We start from the raw sequence: 21177 nt of genomic DNA, 5'->3' as shown, positions 1-21177 counted from the left end.
AGAAATCAATATCTCCAATAAATCTTTTTAAAAATATTTAGAATGGTTTTAAAATGCCCTGATTTTTAAATTAATTGCTGATTTTAAACCTCATCTAAATTAATAATTATATATTTGCAGCCTTGAAAGGCAACACTTTGTGTTATTTTTTCAATTTTAGATGAGTCCCGAGAATAAGGCTCTTAATTTTAAAGACAACCTAAACCACTTTAATGCTTAATTTAGTTCTCTTTGGCCCTCCAGGGGCGGGTAAAGGCACCCAATCTGCAAAATTGATTGAAAAATATCAGTTAGTACATGTTTCAACAGGCGATCTTTTTAGAGCACACGTTAAAGGAGAAACAGAATTAGGAAAAAAAGTTAGTCAATTGTTAGCTGATGGTGAGTTAGTACCTGATGCGATTACAATTGCCATGCTTGAAGAAGAAGTAGATAAAAACCCAGATGCAAAAGGATTTGTATTTGATGGTTTTCCACGTACAGTTCCGCAAGCAATAGAATTAGATTTATTTTTAGAGCGTAAAGGAAGTAAAATTGCTGGTGTTATTGCTTTAGATGTAGACCAGGATGAATTAACAAAACGCATTGCTGAACGTCATAAAATTAGTGGCCGCCCGGATGATGACGCAGAAAAGTTAAAAAAACGTATTTCTGAATACTTTGATAAAACAATCCATGTATTGCCTTATTACGAGGAACAAGGAAAATTAGAAAAAGTAAACGGAATTGGTGAGATTGATACAGTTTATAATAACCTTTGTTCGGTTATCGATAAATTTTAATATAATATTTTAAAATTCTAACATCCGCAAAAAGGCATTTATTGTTTTTTGCGGATGTTTGTTTTTTAGCGATTTTTGTAAATTGAAATCGTAAAACTAAAACACAATAAGTTTATCGGCAATTTTGTTAGTTCAAAATCGCCAATCTAAAATCTTAAATAATATGTCACAGGGTTCGAATTTCGTAGATTATGTAAAAATTTGTTGCCGTTCTGGTAAGGGCGGGGCAGGTTCTGCACATTTGCATCGTGATATTTTAACATCAATGGGTGGCCCTGACGGTGGAGATGGCGGTCGTGGCGGACATATCACAGTTGTTGGAAGTAGCAACATCTGGACATTATTGCACCTTAAATATCGTAAGCATATCATCGCTGAAGATGGATTGGCTGGCGGAAGTTCTCACAAATTCGGCCGACAAGGGAAAGACGAGATTTTAGAAGTTCCACTTGGAACTATTGCTAAAGATGCTGAAACTGGAGAAGTGCTTTTCGAAATTACCAAACATGGCGAAACGAAAATTTTAACGGCTGGCGGTCGCGGTGGTTTGGGTAACGCACACTTTAAAAACTCGGTTCAGCAAACACCACGTTTTGCACAGCCAGGAGAACCAGGAAAAGAAGTTTGGAACATTCTTGAACTTAAAGTTTTAGCCGATGTAGGTTTGGTTGGTTTTCCGAATGCAGGTAAATCCACTTTGCTTTCAGTAGTTTCTGCTGCAAAACCAGAAATTGCCGATTATCCTTTTACCACAATTGTTCCTAATTTAGGTATCGTAAGTTACCGTGGTGGAAAATCATTCGTAATGGCCGATATTCCTGGAATTATCGAAGGTGCATCAAAAGGAAAAGGTTTGGGTTATCGTTTTCTACGTCATATAGAGCGTAATTCAGTTTTGCTTTTTATGGTTCCGGCCGATACAAGCAGAACAATTAAGGAAGAATATGAAATTCTTAAAAGTGAATTGGAATCTTACAATCCTGAACTGATGCAAAAACCTCATGTTTTAGCGGTTACTAAATCAGATATGTTAGATGAAGAACTGATGGCAGAAATGAAACAAGACTTACCAAATGTACCATCAATATTTATATCTTCAGTAGCGCAAAAAAACATCTTGGAATTAAAAGATATGTTGGTGAAAGCTATTGAAGCATAGTTTGGCTTTTTAATCAAAGCTTCTTACCAATAATTCCTTTTTAGGCTCTGTACAGTATTTACTTCACAAAAGATTTTGCTTTTATTTAGCATTTATTCTTTGTTGTTTGGAATAAGTAATTCTTTTTAAATTAGTGATATGTTTTTTAAGGTATAACATCGAAATCATTAAGGTGTGTAAGTTTTGCCTTCTAAATTAATCGATAATATTTATGAGTAGAAGCATAATACTTGCCGGGAGACTAAGAGAAGTTTTTTTGAATGGTTTCTGGATTGCGAATACAAATTATCAGGAACTATTAAAAGATTTAACCTGGCAACAGGCAGTGCAAAAAGTTGGTAGCTTAAATACAATTGCTGCATTAACATTTCATATCAATTATTACCTTAAGGGATTTTTAGATGCATTCGAAAGTGGTCAACTTCAAATTCATGATAAGTATAGTTTTGACCTCCCGCCGATAAATTCACAAATCGAATGGAATAAACTAGTTAGTGATTTCCTCGACAACTCAGAAGCATTTGTACAAAAAGTTGAAAAGATGAATGATGAGGAGTTGGAAAAGCCTTTTTTTGAGGAGAAGTATGGTACATTTCTCAGAAATATTGAAGGCGTTATAGAACATAGTTACTATCATCTTGGTCAAATCTCCTTAATTAGGAAAATTGTTAGTTGATATAATATTTATTAAAATTTGAATTGATGAATACTGAAGTTGAAACATTTTTTGAAAAGGAAAAGAGATGGAATAAGGAATTCAAGTTATTGAGGTCAATCATTTTGGAAAATAGTGCACTTTATGAGGATTATAAGTGGATGCATCCTTGTTATACTTATCAGAACAAAAATGTTGTGCTTATTCATGGCTTTAAAGATTACTGCGCTTTGCTTTTTCATAAAGGTGCTTTGCTCTCAGATCCTGAAGGTATATTAATACAGCAAACAGAAAACGTACAATCGGCAAGGCAACTACGATTTACCAATATAGAACAAATTGAAGAACAAAAGTCTGCAATAAAAGAATACATAAAAGAGGCACCAGAAATAGAAAAGAAAGGTGAAAAAATTACCTTAAAGTCTGTTAAAGATTATCCAATTCCAGCTGAATTTCAAAAAGCACTAGAAGAAAGTGAAGAACTTTCGACTGCATTTTATGCCTTAACACCAGGCAGACAAAAAGGATATCTATTTTTCTTCAATCAGGCTAAGCAAGCTAAAACACGAGAATCAAGAATAGAAAAGTACTATCAGCATATTTTAGATGGTAAAGGAATTGATGATTAGCTTCTAATTCTGTCGACAATCAAACCTACCCATTCTTTCAAAATAAATTGCCAATAGCCTAATGAACCAGCATCGGGCAAATAATAGTCGGATATATCATAATTTTTTTTCCCAATATAATCGGTTGGATAATAATCTAATTTTCGGTTAAAAGCCTTGTCAAAAATCATTTTCGACCGGGGAATGTGCCAAGCACTCGTAATCACCAGCATAGAAGCATTGGGCTTATTTTTATTTACCAATTCTGCACTGTATTTCGCATTTTCAATGGTATTTTTGCTTCTGTTTTCAATTAATATCGATGAATCTGGAATGCCTAAACTTTTCAAATAAGTTAAAGTTAAGTCAGCCTCTATAGCTTCTGTACCAACAAGTTTTCCCGAACCACCACTCACTAAAATCTTTTTAATAGTTCCGTTTTTTAATAAATTAATGGTTTGAATTAGTCTATCGCCACGCTCATTTACCGCTAACTGACCACCTTGTGTAGATTTTGAAAAACCGCCTAATAAGATGCCGATATCGTATTGCTTTTTGACTGGATAAGATGCTTCGTAAAAATTATAAGCCTTACCAACCAAAAAACGATTCGAAAAGACAAAGAATAAAACGGTTGCAATTATTAAAAATTTCTTTCTACGTTCTTGTTTTTTCGAAAAAACAGCAAACAAGAGCGTTAAGAATATCCAGATAATTGGTTGCAGAATAAAAATTAAAATTTTAGAGATTACGAACGTCATTTAGCTTAATTAAAGCTCAAATGTATGTCAAAATCTGTTAAATTAAAATTATCCTTGTCCTTCTTGCACTTGCCCGTTTTGATGTGCATGTTCTAAAATATCCTGCACATCCGATTTACGTTTCTTTTCTACCTTATGCTTAAAATGCGGCACTTCATGCTCCACAATATCTTCTTCAATTGCCTCAACGCCAAATACTTTTTCTTTTAAAATATTGTATTTATCCTGAAAGCCGTAACGAAGATTTCTTGCACCACCTGCAATTTTTCCACGTGTTCCAGCTCCACTATCTGGTGCAAATAATACACTAATTACAGCTCCAGCAGCTAAACCTGCAACTAAAGCAATAGCAATCTGTGCGTTGTTATTAGATTTATGCGCTAAATATTTTCCGATTAACTTTCTGTATTTCATAATGATGTATTTCTAAAAAGAACAAATGCAGCATAATAATGTTTCGTTCTTTTTAAATTCAATATCTTATTAAAGAATTTTTTGAAGCGCAATTGCAATGCAACTATTAAAATTCAGTCCCACTTTTCATTTCAATCTTTTTTACTTCTGTCAATCGTCACCATTTCTGTCATTGCGAGGAGGCACGACGTGGTAATCTTTTTCGGAAGTACTTTAAAAAGTATTTCCACTTCAATTGGGGCTAAGTGGCAAAGGCATTTTTCATTTTTAGCGGTTTGCAGGGCGCTTAACCGTTGTTTCTAAACCTGATTTTAGTGGAACGCCCGCAAGCGAGGTACGAGTGCGGACTTGAAACGGTAAGCAGGACTGCAAGCCTCCAAGCGGACAGAACCTTTCATTTTCCAAAAAAAACAATTTGATTTTAACTAAGTTTAAACTTTTTAAATCGAAATATAATGGTAAAAGCAACGATAAATAAAGAGCACTACGCTTGTGCAGTAACGAACGGAACGCATGATATTGTAATAGATGAGCCTGCAGATTTAGGTGGAACGAATAAAGGTTTTGCACCAAAAGGCTTGTTGATGGCCTCGCTTGCATCTTGCGTGGCGATTACGCTGCGGATGTATGTGGACAGAAAAGGTTGGGCGGTTGATAAAATTGAGGTGGAGGTAAATATGGGAATCGAAAATGCGCAAAATATTTTCCTCGAAGAAATTACCTGTACTGGCGATTTAACTGAAGAACAGAAACAAAGACTGGAAGATATTGCGGCTAAATGCCCGGTAAGTAAAATTTTGACGGCAGGGAATGAAGTTCGCTCGAAAGTGCTTTAAGTAAATGGTGCAAAACTCCTTTACCTTTTCCTAAAAAGCTTTAATATCTTTGTACCTCTTCAACTTTTGTGAATTAGAAATTATTTATGGCTACCGAAATTAAATGCCCAAACTGTGCTCATGTTTTTCCGATGGAAGAAGCCATGGCCGAAGATTATAAGAAAGAGCTGAGAGAGAAAGCGGCGGCCTATGCCAGACAAAAAGACGAGGAGTACCAACGTAAACTTCAGGTTTTTGAGGCAGATAAACAGCAGCAACAAAAAACTTTCGAAGCTAAATTGGTTGAAGAAAAGAACAAATTAAAAGGCGATTTGGAAGAAAATCTGCGTAAAAGTATTGCGTCGGATTTTGAAACCAAATTGCAAATGCTGGAAGGCAATGCGAAAGACAGCGAAGAAAAACTAAAGCTTGCACGTGAAAAGGAATTAGAATTTTTGCGTCGTGAGCAGGGTTTGAAGCTGAAAGAGGAAGAAATGGAGCTGGCTTTTCAGCGTAAAATAAATGAGCAACGCAATGAGTTGGTCGAGCAAATTCGTAAACAGGAAGCCGAAAAAAATAGCATTAAAGATACCGAGCACCAGTTGCGTTTAAGAGAACTGGAAAAACAACTCGACGACCAGAAAAAACTTGCTGAAGAAATGAAACGCAAAGCGGAGCAAGGCAGTATGCAATTGCAAGGCGAAGTACAGGAGTTGATTTTAGAAGAATTACTGCGTAGTAATTTCCCGTTCGATTTAATAGAAGAAGTTGGAAAAGGTGTTCGTGGAGCGGATTGTGTGCAGGTGGTTCGAAATAACTTTGGACAAGAATGCGGCAAAATTATTTATGAAAGTAAGCGTACCAAAGATTTCGGTGGCGACTGGATTGAAAAGTTGAAAAAAGACATGCGGAGTATGGGCGTTGATGTTGCGGTAATCGTGAGTCAGTGTTATCCGAAAGGTATGGATTGTTTCGGGCAGAAAGATGGCGTTTGGATTTGCTCTTTTGAGGAAGTTAATGCGGTTGCTTATGTGTTGCGTGATGGGATTTTACGTTTATCTACCGCAATGAAATCGCAGGAAAACCGTGGCGATAAAATGCACATGCTTTACGATTACTTAACTGGAGCTGAATTTTCTGAGCAATGGAAAGCCATTCGCGAGGGTTTTATGAGCATGAAGTTGTCTATCCAACGTGAACGTGATGCCATGGAACGTTTGTGGAAAGCCCGTGAAAAACAATTGGAAAAAGTATTGTTAAACGCCACACATATTCGTGGCTCTATTGAAGGTATTGCAGGTAGCGATAGTATTCAGTTGAGTTTGACCGATGATGAGGAGGATACTTTGTTGTTGGATTAAGGACGAACGACACAGATAAAAGAACTCGTCATTGCGAGGCACGAGGCAATCTTTTTAATAAATATTGGATTGAGATTGCTTCGTGCCTCGCAATGACGTGGAGTATAAAAGAATTAAAAAGTAAATTATATAAAGTGAATAAAAACCTAAACAACAAAATCATTAACCTCTCTAAATTATTCGCAATTATTTGCGTTTTGCTATTTTCCGGGAACGTTTCCGGACAGGAATTAAAATCGCCTGATGCGAATTTGGTTGCTAATTTTTCATTAGCAACAGGAGGTGTACCGACTTACAGTTTAAAGTACAAAGGCAAGGAAGTAATCAAAACGAGCAAGCTTGGTTTGGAACTTAAAGATGGTAAAAACTTAAGCAGTGGTTTTACGATAAGCGATAGCAAAACCAGCACCTTTAACGAAACTTGGAAACCGGTTTGGGGCGAGGTAAAGGAAATCGTAAATCATTATAATGAGTTGGCGGTTACTTTAACGCAAAAGGAAAGCAATCGTTTCATCATTGTTCGTTTACGTTTATTTAACGATGGTTTGGGTTTTAGATATGAATTTCCGGAGCAGAAAAACCTTGATTATTTCGTAATTAAAGAAGAGAAAACACAATTTGCTTTAGCTGGCGACCATAAAGCTTTTTGGTTACCCGGCGATTACGATACACAGGAATATAGCACCGTAACTTCAAATTTATCAGAAGTTCGTGGTAAAATGAAAGATGCGGTTACACCAAATGCTTCACAAACAACTTTCTCACCAACGGGTTTACAAACACCTTTAATGATGAAAAGTAAAGATGGTTTGTACATCAATATTCATGAGGCGGCTTTGATTAATTATTCTTTAATGTCGTTAAATTTGGATGATAAAAACATGGTCTTAGAATCCTGGTTAACGCCAGATGCGGTAGGAGATAAAGGTTATTTACAGGCACCATGCGTTACACCCTGGAGAACCATTATTGTGAGCGATAAAGCGGGCGATATTTTAACTTCTAAGCTAACTTATAACTTAAACGAGCCAACAAAATTCAAAGATGTATCGTGGATTAAGCCTACAAAATATGTTGGCGTTTGGTGGGAAATGATTACTGGCAAAAGTACCTGGGCTTATAATGATTTAACAAGTGTTCAGCTGGGTGTAACCGATTACTCCAAAACTAAACCGAACGGGAAACATGCCGCAAATACAGCTCATGTTAAAGAATATATTGATTTCGCAGCGAAGCATGGTTTAGATGGCGTTTTGGTTGAAGGCTGGAATGAAGGTTGGGAAGATTGGTTCGGTAAAACGAAAGATTATGTTTTCGATTTCGTAACGCCTTATCCTGATTTTGATGTGTTGGAATTGCATCGCTATGCGGCAAGTAAAAATGTTAAAATGATTATGCACCACGAAACATCTTCTTCGGTTCGTAATTATGAAAGACATTTAGATACAGCATACAAATTTATGAAAGCCAATGGCTACGATGCTGTGAAAAGCGGTTATGTAGGCAATATGATTCCTCGTGGCGAGCACCATTACGGACAATGGTTAAACAACCATTACTTATACGCGATTGAAAAAGCCGCGGAATATAAAATTATGGTTAATGCACATGAAGCGGTTCGCCCGACAGGTTTGGCTCGTACTTATCCGAACTTAATTGGAAACGAATCTGCCCGTGGAACAGAATACGAAGCGTTTGGGGGTAACAATGCCGACCACACTACCATTTTACCTTTTACCCGTTTAATCGGCGGTCCGATGGATTATACGCCTGGTATTTTCGAAACCAAGGTAAGTGCTTATAATCCGGAAAATAATTCGTTTGTACACACTACAATTGCCCGTCAGCTGGCACTTTATGTTACAATGTATAGCCCGTTGCAAATGGCGGCAGATTTACCAGAAACTTACAACAAACATTTAGATGCTTTCCAGTTTATTAAAGATGTTGCGGTTGACTGGGATGATACGAAAGTTTTAGAAGCCGAGCCTGGAGATTACATCACATTTGCCCGTAAAGCTAAAGGAAAAAACAATTGGTTTGTTGGAAGAACGAATGATGAAATTGCCCGTACTTCGAAAATTGATTTCAGCTTTTTAGATGCTGGTAAAAAATATACAGCAACTATTTATGCTGATGCAAAGGATGCGCATTATGAAACGAATCCAAAAGCATATACCATTCGTAAAATGGAAGTAAGTAATAAAACAAAGTTAACGTTGAATTGTGCTCCGGGTGGTGGTTATGCGATTAGCATCATGGCAAAATAAGGTTACTGATTTAAAAGTTTACCACAAAGGCACAAAGAGCACAAAGGTTTTTTATTAATGATAGTCGTTCCATTTGGAGCGACTTTTTTGTTTTAAAATGCTTCCGCAGATTAAAATGATTTACGCAGATTTATAATTTTTTCTGTGCTATACACAATAGTTCGTCATTGCGAGGCACGAAGCAATCCTACAACTGTAGTTATAAAATTCTTTCACTTTAGGATTGCTTCGTGCCTCGCAATGACGTGCATTGTAGTTATTAAATTCTTTAGCTTTAAGATTGCTTTATGCCTCGCAATGATGTCATCTTAAAAAAATTACCACAAAAACATTAATTTTCGCATATTGCCATTAGCAAAATTATTTGCGTAAATCATTTTAATCTGCGGGACATAACTATCATGGCCAGAACAAAAAATCACATCGAATTACAATTTTTAAGCGAACCATCTGATGTAAATTACGGTGGAAAGGTGCATGGTGGTATGATGATGAAATGGATTGACCAGGCTGCTTTCGCCTGTGCTTTGCAATGGAGCGATTCTTATTGTGTAACGGTTTATGTAGGTGGAATTCGGTTTTTTCATCCAGTTCACATCGGTCATTTGGTGAAAATGGAAGCCCGAATTATTTATACGGGCAAAACCAGTATGCACATTGCTGTCGATGCTTTCTCGAAACCAGTTGGTCAGTCAGGATTTGTTAAAAACACCCACTGCATTATTGTTTTCGTGGCTGTTGATGAGGATGGAAAACCGAAAACAATTCCGTCTTTCACTCCAAAAACAGAGAAAGAAAATGCCATGCATGGCTATGCGATAAAACTAATGGAATTACGGAAAACTATTGATAAAGAAATGGAACCTTATATAGTTTAGTGTTTGTTGCTAACTGTTTGATTTATAGATTGAAATTATTTTAATGGCGAATTTAAATTAGGGTGTTTTTACGGTGCGATTTGAAAATTACTTGATTATTTTTGTTGTAAATCAAACCAAAATGGAAAACCAAACCCTTATTCTTTCACTACAAGGTCTTGTAATGGAAACTGAAAAGCTAAAAACTTATAATCCAAAAAGCTTTGAAAACATTTTTAATACGCTAAAGCAATTGCCTGAATTACAAACTTCAAAAACAAAAAACCTATTACAAGATTTGGTCACAGAAAAGAACTGGCTAAATATAAAGTATAATCTTCTTGATGAAATGGTTAAAAAGATTGGCGATTTCCTTCATGTTTAAATAAGATTTTACTCAGTTTTATTTCCTTTTGATTTAACTAAACAACCGGGAGCGTAAAGCAAAATTTGCTTCCTTCTCCAATTGCACTTATTACCCAAATTTTGCCATCTTCGGCTTCGATAAAATCTTTAGAGATGGCCAAACCCAAACCCGAACCCGATTTATTTTGACCATCCGTCGGTACTTGGAAATATCGCTCAAACAATCGTTTTTGGTACTTTTCATCTATACCTTTTCCAAAATCCTGAACTGAAAACTGAATGAATTTATCTTTCTGAAAAACATCAATTTTTACGGTCGATTTTTCTGAACTGTAACGCAGTGCGTTTGATAAAAAGTTAACTAAAACCCAGGCCGTTTTCTGAATATCTGCATTTACATTAGGCAAATTAGAATCACAATTTAACTCCAATTTTATTGATTTCTGTTCTGCCTGAAATTTAACAGCATCAATTGCATAATTTACAATATCCTCAGGTTTTGCAATGGCAAAAGTAAGTTTCAAATTTCCTGTTTCCACCTGCGATAAATCCAGTAATTCACCTGTGATTTTTAGTAGCCGGTCGCAGTCTTCTTTGATATGCGTGAGCAGTTGAATCTGTTCCTCGTTCATATTGCCAATGCGTTCATCGTTCAACAATTTTAAGCTCATTTTTATTGATGCCAACGGCGTTTTTAACTCATGAGAAACTGTGGCGATAAAATTCGTTTTTGCTTCATCCAATTCCTTAAACTGGGTTATATTTTTTAGAACAAAAACGCTTCCTGCCGATTTTGAAGATTCAAATAAGGTTTTATCTTCAGGTGTTTCGTAATTTGGAATGATAATTTCGCGGTTCTCTAACAAAAAGTACGATTCCTTTTCATCAGCATAAATTTTAAGCGTTTTATCTTCCGTTTCTGGCTTGATGATTCTTTTCAATAATTCATTTTTTTTCATCAATTCTGTAACGTTTTGTCCGATGATTTTTTCTTCGTCGAGGTTCATCAGCTTTGCTGCTAAATGATTTAAAAAAAGCACCTCGTCCTTTTCATTTAAACCGATAATGGCATCTTGCATTTGCGCAATGATGGCTTCGATTCGCGATTTTTCAGATTTAATTTTAGAAATATTACTGTTCTCCCATTCATTTAATTTTACCACCATGCCATTGAACGAATCTGCAAGTTCAGTAAACTCATCATGATTATTGAAATGAAGTCGCTGCTTATAATTTTTTTTGCTGATTTGTTTTATCGCCTGACTAAATTCGGCTAGCGGATTGGCTACAAAACCTGGGAAATTAACAATGAATGTAAATAAGATGAGGAAACCAACCATTGCAGCGATTGAAATGTATAAATTTGCCCTTGAAGATGTAGCATTTGCCATTTCATTTTTATCGTAAATGGCTTTCATATTCACTTCTTCGATGTTTTGAAGTGAAGAACGCATATCTTTTAATTCGATAGCATTGGCTGTTTTTTGCAACTTTTGATAAGCAAATGCCAGTTTTTGATAGGCTATTCTTTCACCATTTTCTGTAATGTTTTGTCCTTCATTTTTTAAATTTTGCTCAAATATTTTTGCTTTTTCTTCGGGTAGCGGAAAATTGTTTTCATCTGCTATATTTCGCATTGCGGAAACATATTTCAGCGATTTGTAATTGTCTTTCAGGATAACTTTCGATTTATCAGAAAGCTCATTTAAAAAGAAAAGCGCAATCAATCCAAAGGATAAGACGATTATAAAGAGAAACCCGAATCCGAGGCGGAGCTTGGTTTTTATTTTCATGATGATGTTGTTTTTGTTAACCGCAAAGAGCGCTGAGTTTTTCGCAAAGAACACAAAGCTGGTTTCTCAAACTCCGTGTACTCTGTGTTTTTCTCAGTGAACTCTGTGGTCAAATAATTTAAGGTTTTTTAACACAGAGAAACACCAAGATAGTTGCCATTTACTTTGCGTTCTTTGCGATTTTTCTTTGTGTTCTTTGCGGTAAAATGGTTTAAGATAGTATAACCAAATCAATTTCTTTTGCCGCTAAATTACGCAACAGTTGATTAAAAATTGCCGTTCGCATAATCACTTGAAAAATGGTTAAATGCGGCTTGCCAACGCAAATGGTTGTGATTTCTTTTTCTGTTGCCATGTTGATAATGGTTTGGGTAATTTGGTTGCTTTTAACTTTAATCAGCTCGGCACCCAATTCGGTTGCCAGCTTGAAATGATTAATCAAATGTCGTTGTTTATCTAACTTTATTTTATCGAAACTTTCGGCATCACTTTGTACATACAAAACAATCCAAGGCGAACGATAATATGAAGCCAATCGGGCAGTTTTTCTAATGACTACGCCTGCAGTCTCCACATTGGATGAAATACAGGCTAAAAACCTTTCCGGACGTAACTTGATGGATTTTGGTATTTCGGTCTGAATTTTTCGCTCAACCTGATGCACCACTTCTTTCAAAGCCAGTTCCCGCAACTGCAAAATTTTATCAGCCTGGAAAAAGTTTTGTAAAGCGCTTTCAATTTTGCTTTTATCGTATATTTTCCCCTCTTTCAATCTGGTCACTAATTCATCGGCTGTTAAATCGATGTTTACAATTTCATCAGCAATTTCAAGAATTTTATCTGGAATCCGCTCGGTAACATTAATGCCTGTGATGTGTTCAATTTCTTCGTTTATGCTTTCCAAATGCTGAATGTTTACGGCCGATATTACACTAATTCCAGCCTCCAATAAATCGAAAACATCTTGCCAGCGTTTCTCGTTTTTACTGCCTTCGGCATTGGTGTGTGCCAGTTCATCCACTATAACAATTTCGGGGTGGCGATTTAAAATGCCTTGTAAATCCATTTCATCTATTTCCTTTCCACGGTAGAAAATATTTTTTCTTGAGATTAGTGGCAAACCAGCAACCAAAGCCTCAGTTTCTGCTCTTTTATGAGTTTCTACATAGCCAATGCAAATATCGATTCCGTTACGCAAAAGCGCATGAGATTCTTGCAGCATCCGATAGGTTTTACCCACGCCTGCGCTCATCCCAATGTAGATTTTGAGTTTTCCTCGCCTTGATTTTTTAATGAGATTGAGGAAGTTTTTAACTGAATCGTCTTTCATGTTATATGTAAAATGGAAGAATGTAAGATGGATGAAGGAACTTTGCACATCATCCATTTTACATCTTCCTTCACCCATCAATTAAAAAGCTACTGCAATACTCGCCGTTAAGGTGGTATTCGCATTCACTGCGTTGCTTTCTCTGATAAAAATTTTGTCTTTACTACCATAGGTTTTGCCTTCTAAACGGATAACTGCATTTGAAATTGGCGAGTAATCGAGGTTTAGAGAATAGCCTTTTGTTTTGAAACCATTTGGTGTTCCTGTTGAAATAAAAATACCATTTTTATCTTCATAGTATTCGAATCTACCAGCGATGGCCCATTTTGGAGCGAACTTATATTGTGCAATTGCCACAGGCGATAGTATTTCATTTTTCTCGCTACTGCCTTTAACTTTTTGCTGTGCTCCGTAATCGAAACCAAGGGTTAAACCAAATTTATTTGTGAACTGAAAAACCCCATAAATATTATGGTATAATCGGTTTACACGTACCGAATCTGGACCTTCAGTTCCTAAATAATTGCTGTAATTTACTGTGATTTTATCAGTCGGTTTCCAGGTTAATTGTAAACCACCAGCGGGTTTGTTATTGCCATCAACGCGGGTAATCCTTTGCCATCCATTTAGGTAGAGTAGGGTCGCGGTCAGTTTTCCATCCTTTGTGCCATAAGTAAGTTTTGCTCCAGATTCATAATATGGTGTGTTTTCTGATGCGATATTGCGGGTTAATACCCAGCAATCTTTAGAGATGGCACTTTCAAAACCAATATGTGAAGCGAAAATTCCGGCATCAATCCACAGGTTTTCTGATTGGGAAAGTTTAACCCCTGCGTTGGCTTCGAAAATATTTTTTAGAACGCCAGGCTCTGCCGCTAAGTTAGCATTGGCATAAGTTCCAGCCATTACTGCCAGATTCGCCCGGATTGAACCACTATCATAAGCCGCTTTGATAAAACCTAAATTCAAGTTTAGTTCGTTTGCACGATTGTGAGAATATATAAAGCCTGGGCGGTTATGGTCAACTGGTTTATTAAAATCGTAACCATAGTAGGTTTCTAAGTAGCCTGAGAATTTTACTTTAGGTTCTTCTTGAGCAAAGGCAGTTAAGCTTGCTGTTAATGTTGTAATAAGGGTGATTAATTTTTTCATGATTTTATTAGTGTTTGTCATTTTGAGGAACGAAGAATCTGCAATCGATTAGTAGTACAAGAATTTTCTGTAGAAACTTAGGTTAAAAGCTTATTTAGGGAAGGTTTCTGCCGCTTGGAGATTCTTCGCTACACTCAGATGACAGGGTTTCTACAAATTATCCAGTGCTAAATTCAGGTTCAACACGTTTACTGATGACGGTCCAAATAAACCCATCATTGGTTTTAAAGTGTTCATCGCCACTAATTCTTTAACTTTCTGCTCGTCAATTTTACGGGCCTTTGCCACCCTGGCAATTTGTATGGCCGCACCTTGTTCAGAAATATTCGGGTCTAAGCCACTACCCGAAGCAGTAACCATATCAGCAGGGATATCTGATTTTTTTAACCCTGGATTATATTTCAAAAGTGTATCAATTCTAGATTGAACTTCTTTCAGATAATCTGGATTGGACGGACCTTTGTTCGAGCCAGCAGAACCCGCCGCATTGTAGCCAACTGCTGATGGACGACCCCAGAAATATTCGGGTTTAGTAAACGATTGACCTATTAAAGCGTAGCCGGCAGTTTTACCATTTCTGGTGATTTTTTCTCCGCCACCTTTTCCGTTAGAAAGTTTGCCTGCTAACGCAATGCTGATGGGGTAGATGATGCATAACAATACGATTAAAACCAGTGTTAAGCGTAGCGATTGTATGATGTATTTTTTCATTTTTTTTGAATTTTAGAAAATGGTCATTTAGGGAATAGGAAATAGATTTGACTTTTAGGGATTGGGTGTGAGGAAATTGAAAATAGATTTGAGTTTTAGGTAATGATTATTAGCCGCCTGACCTATTTCCTATTCCCTATTTTCCATTCCCTCTTTTAAACAAGCAACCCAATTACTAAATCAATTAATTTAATGCCGATAAACGGAGCGACAACACCTCCGATGCCATAAATGAATAAATTTCTACGTAGCAAAGCCGTTGCGCCAATCGGTTTGTAGGCCACACCTTTAAGTGCCAGTGGAATTAAAATCGGGATGATAATCGCATTAAAAATAACGGCCGACATGATTGCGCTTTCTGGCGTATGCAAACCCATGATGTTTAAACTTTGCAGAGCTGGAATGGAAGCAATAAACAAAGCCGGAACGATGGCGAAATACTTGGCTACATCATTTGCGATAGAGAAAGTGGTTAGCGTACCACGGGTAATTAAAAGTTGCTTTCCAATTTCTACAATTTCGATTAATTTCGTTGGGTCGTTATCCAAATCAACCATGTTTCCAGCCTCTTTCGCAGCCTGGGTTCCGCTGTTCATCGCTACACCAACATCAGCTTGTGCAAGTGCAGGTGCATCATTTGTACCATCACCCATCATGGCAACCAGTTTTCCTAAAGCCTGTTCATCTTTAATGTAATTCATTTTATCTTCAGGTTTTGCTTCTGCGATAAAATCATCTACGCCAGCTTTTTCTGCAATGTATTTCGCAGTTAAAGGATTATCGCCGGTAACCATTACCGTTTTAACGCCCATTTTTCTTAAGCGTTCGAAACGTTCACTGATGCCGGGTTTGATGATGTCCTGCAATTCTATTACGCCTAAAGCCTTTTCATTTTCTGAAACCACTAAAGGTGTTCCGCCATTCGTGGCGATGGATTTAACATGGTCTTCGATATCCGATGGAAAGATATTTCCAGCTTTTTCCACTATATTCCTGATGGAATCAAAAGCACCTTTTCTGATGCGTCTTCCATCTGTAGTATCCAATCCGCTGGAGCGGGTTTCCGCAGTGAATTTTATAAATGTTGAACCATGTGGCGTACCCGTATTCTTAAAACCTTGTTCGGCAGCTAATTCGATAATTGATTTTCCTTCCGGGGTTTCATCAGCTAAAGAACTCAATACGCAGGCATCGGTTAAATCTTTAATAACTACTCCTGCAGTAGGATAGAAGTTGGTTGCCTTACGGTTACCAATGGTTATCGTTCCGGTTTTATCCAAAAGCAGCACATCAATATCACCTGCTGTTTCTACAGCCTTACCCGATTTGGTAATTACGTTTGCCCTTAACGCCCTGTCCATTCCGGCGATACCGATTGCCGATAATAAACCACCAATGGTTGTCGGGATTAAACAAACGAACAGTGAAATTAATGCTGCAATGGTAATTGGCGTGTTGGCATAATCAGCGAATGGTTTCAGCGTTACGCAAACGATAATGAAAACCAATGTGAAGCTGGCCAACAAAATAGTTAGCGCAATTTCGTTAGGTGTTTTCTGGCGAGATGCACCTTCAACTAAAGCAATCATTTTATCTAAAAAACTTTCGCCGGCAGCGGTACTCACCTTAACTTTTATTTCGTCTGATAAAACCTTTGTTCCACCGGTTACAGAAGATTTATCGCCACCAGATTCACGAATTACGGGAGCAGATTCACCAGTAATCGCCGATTCATCGATGGTTGCGATACCTTCGATAATTTCCCCATCGGTTGGAATGGTATCACCGGATTCACAAACAAAAATATCGCCTTTATTCAGTTGATTAGATGAACGAATTTCAATTGTTCCATTCTGCAAAACAACTTTTGCAGGTGTTTCTTCACGGGTTTTACGTAAGCTATCTGCCTGTGCTTTACCTCGTGCCTCGGCTATTGCTTCCGCGAAATTGGCAAACAAAACCGTTAACAACAGCACTAAAAAGACGAAGAAATTATACAATGGAGAACCTTGTTCGCTGTTACTGAAAGAATACACCGTAACGTAAGCCATTACCAGCGTGCCGATTTCAACGGTGAACATCACCGGGTTGCGAACCATTACCCGCGGGTCGAGTTTGATGAAAGATTGTTTCAATGCAGTTTGCACTAAAGCGGGTTCAAATAATTTATTATTGGGTTTCATTTTTATTTATGTAAGATGTTTGATGTAAGATGGATAATGTGTTTCGGACTGTTCCAATATTCATTTTCCATCATTAATAAATCTTTAGAGCTGGATGATGTTTAGTCTATTCCCTTATCCATCATCCAGCTCACGTTTTACCTCAATTGAGAAAAGTATTCCGCCAACGGCCCCAAAGCCAACGCTGGGAAGTACGACAGCGCATTAAGCACTAAAATCACAGCGAAAGTCATTAGTGCAAATGTTTTGGTATCAGTTTTTAAAGTTCCTGCAGATTCCGGGATGAATTTTTTAGCACCTAATAAACCTGCAATGGCAACTGGGCCAATTATTGGTAAAAAGCGACCTAAGAAAATAATCACACCAGTAAGCACATTCCAGAATACATTGTTATCACCTAAACCCTCGAAGCCAGAACCATTATTCGCATTTGATGAAGTGACTTCGTAAAGCATTTCTGAGAAACCGTGGAAACCAGAATTATTTAACCAATTTTTAGGTTGGGTAGCCCAGGCTGCATCGCCATGATTGGTAAATACGAAACTTGCAATGGCTGTTCCCGCTAAAATTAAAAACGGACTTAACAACGTGATGATGGCAGCAATTTTAATTTCCCTGGCTTCAACCTTATGACCTAAAAACTCTGGCGTTCTACCCACCATTAAGCTCGAGATAAATACAGCAATAATCAGATAAATGAAATAATTTAATAATCCCACGCCGCAACCGCCGTAAATGGCGTTTATCATCATCGCTAGTAATTGCCATAAACCTGTTAGTGGCATGGTGCTGTCATGCATTCCATTTACCGAACCTGTAGAAATTACAGTGGTTAAAGTACTCCAATAGCCGGTGGCAGCAGGTCCGAGGCGCACTTCTTTACCTTCCATTGCTCCAGTATTTTGTGATATGCCCATCTTAGCCAAAGCAGGATTTCCGCCTAATTCAGAAGTCAGCGTTGGAATCATTAGCATCAATAAACCAATGGTCATTACGCCGAAGATAGTCCAGGCCAATTTTTTCCTGCGGATGAAATATCCGAACGCGATAATCATAGCCATGGGAATGATGGTTTGGGCAATAATTTCAACCATGTTGGTTAGGTAACTCGGGTTTTCGAATGGATGGGCAGAATTTGCACCAAAATACCCACCACCATTCGTTCCCAAGTGTTTGATGGCAATCATCTGCGCTGCCGGGCCTCTTGATACATTTACGGTATCGCCCTGAAGAGAAATGAACTGGTCTTTTGCGTCGTAACTGGCAGGTGTGCCATTAAAAGTTAAAATCAGCGCCACAACAATTGATAATGGCAATAATAATCGTGTAATGGCCCTTACGAAAAACTCCCAAAAGTTTCCCAGCTGTGTGGTGGTTTTATCTCTAAAAGCTTTAAATAATACCACAGCTGCGGCTATACCTGTTGCTGCGCTCACAAATTGTAGAAACATCAGTACAAATTGCTGTGTGAGATAGCTTACACCGCTCTCGCCTGAGTAGTGTTGCAGGTTACAATTGGCAACAAAGCTGATGATGGAATTGAAAGCCAAATCTGGTGTCATTCCAGGATTTCCATCAGGATTAAAGGGCAATTTTTCCTGAAATATCAACACAAAAAAGCCGTAAACGAGCCATAAAACATTGATGGTTAGCAAAGCTTTTAATTGTTGTTTCCAGTTCATCTGTTCTTTAATGTTGATGCCTGAAAGTTTATAAATTCCGTTTTCCAACGGCTTTAAAAAGTCTGTCCAGACTTTTTCTCCTGCAAAAACTTTCGCCAAATACTTACCCAAAGGGATGGCAATGACTATCGTTAGCAAGAAGGTGGCAATAATGCCAGTTAATTCAGTGTTCATTTTTTTGTTTTTTACAAATGATTGTCGTTGTGCTTAGTGTTTCGACAAGCCCAACATGACAACTGCGTTAAAATTTTTCTGGTTTAATCAACACGTAAATCATATAGATAAATACGGCGATTGCGATGATAAGTAGTGCTAACATTTTCTTTAATTTTTTTCGAACCAATCGATGGAAAGGTAAGTTGCCCAACAGAGCAGGATTAGAATTAGAAACAGGATAATTGTCATAACTTATTGATTTATGAAATGCCTATTGCCAACTCTTGTGCCGATGAAAATGTATTTTCTGTAAAAGATTGTTTTACAGTTGTTTGATTTGTTTTGAATGTGAAATCAAAATTTTAGGCAAAAAAAAACCCTTCCATTTTGGAAAGGTTTTTACCGTTTTGGTATGATGTTTTTTTGTCTTAGCCAGGCGGGCTTTTTTCTTTTTTGTAGCATTCGAGCTTTGGTCTTTCAGCTTTAACCTTTCACCTCCCTTAAAACTTTCCTTTCTGATTTAGCAGTTCAAAATACTTATCCAAATTAACACCTAAAGATTTTTCGAAAGAAGCCTTAAAATCTGCTGGCGTTGGGTGTTTGTTTTTCCACTCGCTAAAATAAGCCTGAAAAGCTTTGTCGAATTTTTCCTGACCGATTTCAGCTTCTAAAATATAAAGCCATAAAGCCGTTTTAGCATAAGAAATCAAACCATATTCTTCTGAAGTTTTAAAATCAGCTGCGGGTGTTTCAATCGCCGATTCCATTGGAACATTAGATAAAGCACCATAAATACTTGCCAGAAATTTGTCTGTAGGTAATTCCTTAATATTTGCCGGAATCGCATCACCAAAAATAGAATTAGCCTTGTATTTTTCAGCTTCGTATCTAAACTGGTAAAAAGTATTAAAACCTTCATCTTGCCATGTATGCATCCGCTCATTGCTTCCAAGCATACTCATAAACCAGTTGTGTCCAACTTCGTGTGTAATTACACCATCTAAAGTTTCTTTCTTTGCATCCGGACTTGTAATTAAAGTAATGGTGGGATATTCCATTCCGCCGCTGGCATTATTTTTTGGACCTTCAATAGCCTGAACGGTTGGATATTCGTACTCACCAATCCACTGGCTGTATTTCTTCGTCGCATCTTTAATGTAATCGATACTGTTTACCCAAAGTGTATTTTTCTTATTATGATAGTAACTAAAAGCATCAACCACTTTTCCCGATGCAAGTTTTACCGTATCATATTGAATAACCAAATCTTTATCAGCAAACCAGGCAAAATCTGGAACATTATTTATAGAGTAAGTTAATTTTTTGGTTTCTGATTTACCATCAGGTTTATAAAGTTCAGGTTTGTTATTTCTGTTGGCTGTATTTTTTGAACCAATAGTTTTGTATGCATTTAGTTCGTCAGCATTTTGCAAAACACCTGTTGCACCAACAATATACGATGATGGTAAAGTAATATGTACTTTGTAATCTGCATATTCGCTGTAAAATTCGCCCATATCCAAGTATGGAAATTCATGCCAACCATCCTTATCAAAAACTGCGGGTTTTGGATACCATTGCGTAACCATAAATTGAGTTTCAACATAGCCAGAACGAGAAAAATAACTTGGTAATTTCACATTAAAATCTGTTGATATTGAAACAGAATCGCCTGGTTTTAATGGCGATGGTAGTAAAACTTTAATCACATCTATATATTGTGGATTTGAATGCGCTTCTGTTTTAGCTGCTTTGCCTTCAACCTTAAAATTTAACCCATCAATACTGCCGTAGGTTACATTTTTAAGTTTCTCCTTACGGGATTTATCGGTTTTTATTTGTTGAAATAACGCAGTTGATTCATTTTTATAGGCGTTTGGCCAAATATGAAACCAGATAAAATCGAGATTTGAGGGAGAATTATTTTTGTAAATAATCGTTTCGGCACCTTTAAGCGATTTATCGTTATCATTTAAAGTAACATCGATATTGTAAGTTAAATGTTGTTGAAAGTAATTTTGCTGTGCAAAAATTGAAGATGTAATAAGGGATAATAAAATGGTTAGAAGGCTTTTCTGCATACTTGGTTTTTGTATAAAATATTTATCTGCTAATAAAGCAA

General features: G+C 37.0%; 19 protein-coding genes. 9 read left to right on the top strand and 10 right to left on the bottom strand.

Annotated elements, in window-relative coordinates:
* Positions 1 to 212 precede the first annotated feature (212 nt).
* From ACO05K_RS12765 to ACO05K_RS12750, 4 genes are all read left to right on the top strand, one after another.
* Complete coding sequence (locus tag ACO05K_RS12765) at positions 213 to 782, top strand: adenylate kinase (protein ID WP_316735995.1); 570 nt, start codon at positions 213 to 215, stop codon at positions 780 to 782.
* Between the two features lie 163 nt (positions 783 to 945).
* Positions 946 to 1941 (top strand): GTPase ObgE, encoded by a 996-nt coding sequence (gene obgE / locus ACO05K_RS12760; RefSeq protein WP_421944818.1) that lies wholly within the window; start codon positions 946 to 948, stop codon positions 1939 to 1941.
* A 211-nt stretch (positions 1942 to 2152) separates the two neighbouring features.
* Entirely contained in the window at positions 2153 to 2617 is a 465-nt protein-coding gene (locus ACO05K_RS12755) for a DUF1572 domain-containing protein (protein ID WP_421944817.1), read from the top strand.
* Between the two features lie 26 nt (positions 2618 to 2643).
* Positions 2644 to 3225, top strand: coding sequence for a YdeI/OmpD-associated family protein (locus ACO05K_RS12750; RefSeq protein WP_421944816.1), 582 nt, complete (start codon positions 2644 to 2646; stop codon positions 3223 to 3225).
* Here the strand turns inward: ACO05K_RS12750 and ACO05K_RS12745 are convergent.
* Together ACO05K_RS12745 and ACO05K_RS12740 are read right to left on the bottom strand one after the other, a co-directional pair.
* Complete coding sequence (locus tag ACO05K_RS12745) at positions 3222 to 3965, bottom strand: YdcF family protein (protein ID WP_421944815.1); 744 nt, start codon at positions 3963 to 3965, stop codon at positions 3222 to 3224. The two genes, ACO05K_RS12750 and ACO05K_RS12745, sit on opposite strands and share 4 nt — an antisense overlap.
* A gap of 48 nt (positions 3966 to 4013) precedes the next feature.
* Positions 4014 to 4379, bottom strand: a complete 366-nt coding sequence (locus ACO05K_RS12740; RefSeq protein ID WP_421944814.1) for a YtxH domain-containing protein — start codon at positions 4377 to 4379, stop codon at positions 4014 to 4016.
* A gap of 455 nt (positions 4380 to 4834) precedes the next feature.
* Between ACO05K_RS12740 and ACO05K_RS12735 the strand changes: the two genes are divergently transcribed.
* The 5 genes from ACO05K_RS12735 to ACO05K_RS12715 all read left to right on the top strand — a co-directional run bounded on the left by ACO05K_RS12735 (position 4835) and on the right by ACO05K_RS12715 (position 10067).
* Positions 4835 to 5215, top strand: coding sequence for an OsmC family protein (locus tag ACO05K_RS12735; protein ID WP_421944813.1), 381 nt, complete (start codon positions 4835 to 4837; stop codon positions 5213 to 5215).
* A gap of 86 nt (positions 5216 to 5301) precedes the next feature.
* On the top strand, positions 5302 to 6555 hold the full coding sequence (locus tag ACO05K_RS12730; RefSeq protein ID WP_421944812.1) for a DUF2130 domain-containing protein: 1254 nt from the start codon (positions 5302 to 5304) through the stop codon (positions 6553 to 6555).
* Positions 6556 to 6689: 134 nt separating this feature from the next.
* Positions 6690 to 8825, top strand: coding sequence for a glycoside hydrolase family 97 protein (locus ACO05K_RS12725; protein WP_421944811.1), 2136 nt, complete (start codon positions 6690 to 6692; stop codon positions 8823 to 8825).
* A 401-nt stretch (positions 8826 to 9226) separates the two neighbouring features.
* Entirely contained in the window at positions 9227 to 9703 is a 477-nt protein-coding gene (locus tag ACO05K_RS12720) for an acyl-CoA thioesterase (RefSeq protein WP_421944810.1), read from the top strand.
* 121 nt (positions 9704 to 9824) lie between these two features.
* A complete protein-coding gene (locus ACO05K_RS12715; protein WP_421944809.1) occupies positions 9825 to 10067 on the top strand; it encodes a hypothetical protein in 243 nt (80 codons plus the stop codon).
* A 37-nt stretch (positions 10068 to 10104) separates the two neighbouring features.
* Here the strand turns inward: ACO05K_RS12715 and ACO05K_RS12710 are convergent, their stop codons facing one another.
* The 8 genes from ACO05K_RS12710 to ACO05K_RS12675 all read right to left on the bottom strand — a co-directional run bounded on the left by ACO05K_RS12710 (position 10105) and on the right by ACO05K_RS12675 (position 21136).
* The gene (locus ACO05K_RS12710) at positions 10105 to 11841 is read right to left on the bottom strand and encodes an ATP-binding protein (RefSeq protein ID WP_421944808.1); all 1737 of its coding nucleotides are present in this window, start codon (positions 11839 to 11841) and stop codon (positions 10105 to 10107) included.
* A gap of 211 nt (positions 11842 to 12052) precedes the next feature.
* Positions 12053 to 13171 (bottom strand): sensor protein KdpD, encoded by a 1119-nt coding sequence (locus ACO05K_RS12705; protein WP_421944807.1) that lies wholly within the window; start codon positions 13169 to 13171, stop codon positions 12053 to 12055.
* An 81-nt stretch (positions 13172 to 13252) separates the two neighbouring features.
* Complete coding sequence (locus tag ACO05K_RS12700; RefSeq protein WP_421944806.1) at positions 13253 to 14323, bottom strand: porin; 1071 nt, start codon at positions 14321 to 14323, stop codon at positions 13253 to 13255.
* Between the two features lie 150 nt (positions 14324 to 14473).
* Positions 14474 to 15034 carry a K(+)-transporting ATPase subunit C gene (locus tag ACO05K_RS12695; protein ID WP_421944805.1) on the bottom strand — a complete coding sequence of 187 codons (561 nt, stop codon included), beginning with the start codon at positions 15032 to 15034 and terminating at the stop codon, positions 14474 to 14476.
* A 155-nt stretch (positions 15035 to 15189) separates the two neighbouring features.
* The gene (kdpB, locus tag ACO05K_RS12690; protein WP_421944804.1) at positions 15190 to 17217 is read right to left on the bottom strand and encodes a potassium-transporting ATPase subunit KdpB; all 2028 of its coding nucleotides are present in this window, start codon (positions 17215 to 17217) and stop codon (positions 15190 to 15192) included.
* A 137-nt stretch (positions 17218 to 17354) separates the two neighbouring features.
* Positions 17355 to 19073 carry a potassium-transporting ATPase subunit KdpA gene (kdpA, locus tag ACO05K_RS12685; RefSeq protein WP_421944803.1) on the bottom strand — a complete coding sequence of 573 codons (1719 nt, stop codon included), beginning with the start codon at positions 19071 to 19073 and terminating at the stop codon, positions 17355 to 17357.
* Between the two features lie 67 nt (positions 19074 to 19140).
* A complete protein-coding gene (kdpF, locus tag ACO05K_RS12680) occupies positions 19141 to 19218 on the bottom strand; it encodes a K(+)-transporting ATPase subunit F (protein ID WP_410478693.1) in 78 nt (25 codons plus the stop codon).
* 337 nt (positions 19219 to 19555) lie between these two features.
* On the bottom strand, positions 19556 to 21136 hold the full coding sequence (locus tag ACO05K_RS12675) for a M1 family metallopeptidase (RefSeq protein WP_421944802.1): 1581 nt from the start codon (positions 21134 to 21136) through the stop codon (positions 19556 to 19558).
* Positions 21137 to 21177: the final 41 nt, after the last annotated feature.

The sequence above is a fragment of the Pedobacter sp. genome, assembly GCF_965227205.1.
In the GTDB taxonomy this organism is placed as follows: Bacteria; Bacteroidota; Bacteroidia; order Sphingobacteriales; family Sphingobacteriaceae; genus Pedobacter.
Note: the sequence above shows the minus strand (reverse complement) of the source record. Positions and strands in the feature narration are given on the sequence as shown.

Bases quoted from the DNA above. Each gene is read 5' to 3' on its own strand.
- ACO05K_RS12695 (WP_421944805.1), bottom strand. From the start codon at position 15,034: ATGAAAAAATACATCATACAATCGCTACGCTTAACACTGGTTTTAATC.
- kdpF (WP_410478693.1), bottom strand. From the start codon at position 19,218: ATGTTAGCACTACTTATCATCGCAATCGCCGTATTTATCTATATGATT.
- ACO05K_RS12700 (WP_421944806.1), bottom strand. From the start codon at position 14,323: ATGAAAAAATTAATCACCCTTATTACAACATTAACAGCAAGCTTAACT.
- ACO05K_RS12740 (WP_421944814.1), bottom strand. From the start codon at position 4,379: ATGAAATACAGAAAGTTAATCGGAAAATATTTAGCGCATAAATCTAAT.
- ACO05K_RS12730 (WP_421944812.1), top strand. From the start codon at position 5,302: ATGGCTACCGAAATTAAATGCCCAAACTGTGCTCATGTTTTTCCGATG.
- ACO05K_RS12715 (WP_421944809.1), top strand. From the start codon at position 9,825: ATGGAAAACCAAACCCTTATTCTTTCACTACAAGGTCTTGTAATGGAA.
- ACO05K_RS12710 (WP_421944808.1), bottom strand. From the start codon at position 11,841: ATGAAAATAAAAACCAAGCTCCGCCTCGGATTCGGGTTTCTCTTTATA.
- ACO05K_RS12745 (WP_421944815.1), bottom strand. From the start codon at position 3,965: ATGACGTTCGTAATCTCTAAAATTTTAATTTTTATTCTGCAACCAATT.
- ACO05K_RS12675 (WP_421944802.1), bottom strand. From the start codon at position 21,136: ATGCAGAAAAGCCTTCTAACCATTTTATTATCCCTTATTACATCTTCA.
- ACO05K_RS12720 (WP_421944810.1), top strand. From the start codon at position 9,227: ATGGCCAGAACAAAAAATCACATCGAATTACAATTTTTAAGCGAACCA.
- kdpB (WP_421944804.1), bottom strand. From the start codon at position 17,217: ATGAAACCCAATAATAAATTATTTGAACCCGCTTTAGTGCAAACTGCA.
- ACO05K_RS12765 (WP_316735995.1), top strand. From the start codon at position 213: ATGCTTAATTTAGTTCTCTTTGGCCCTCCAGGGGCGGGTAAAGGCACC.
- obgE (WP_421944818.1), top strand. From the start codon at position 946: ATGTCACAGGGTTCGAATTTCGTAGATTATGTAAAAATTTGTTGCCGT.
- ACO05K_RS12705 (WP_421944807.1), bottom strand. From the start codon at position 13,171: ATGAAAGACGATTCAGTTAAAAACTTCCTCAATCTCATTAAAAAATCA.
- ACO05K_RS12755 (WP_421944817.1), top strand. From the start codon at position 2,153: ATGAGTAGAAGCATAATACTTGCCGGGAGACTAAGAGAAGTTTTTTTG.
- ACO05K_RS12735 (WP_421944813.1), top strand. From the start codon at position 4,835: ATGGTAAAAGCAACGATAAATAAAGAGCACTACGCTTGTGCAGTAACG.
- ACO05K_RS12750 (WP_421944816.1), top strand. From the start codon at position 2,644: ATGAATACTGAAGTTGAAACATTTTTTGAAAAGGAAAAGAGATGGAAT.
- kdpA (WP_421944803.1), bottom strand. From the start codon at position 19,073: ATGAACACTGAATTAACTGGCATTATTGCCACCTTCTTGCTAACGATA.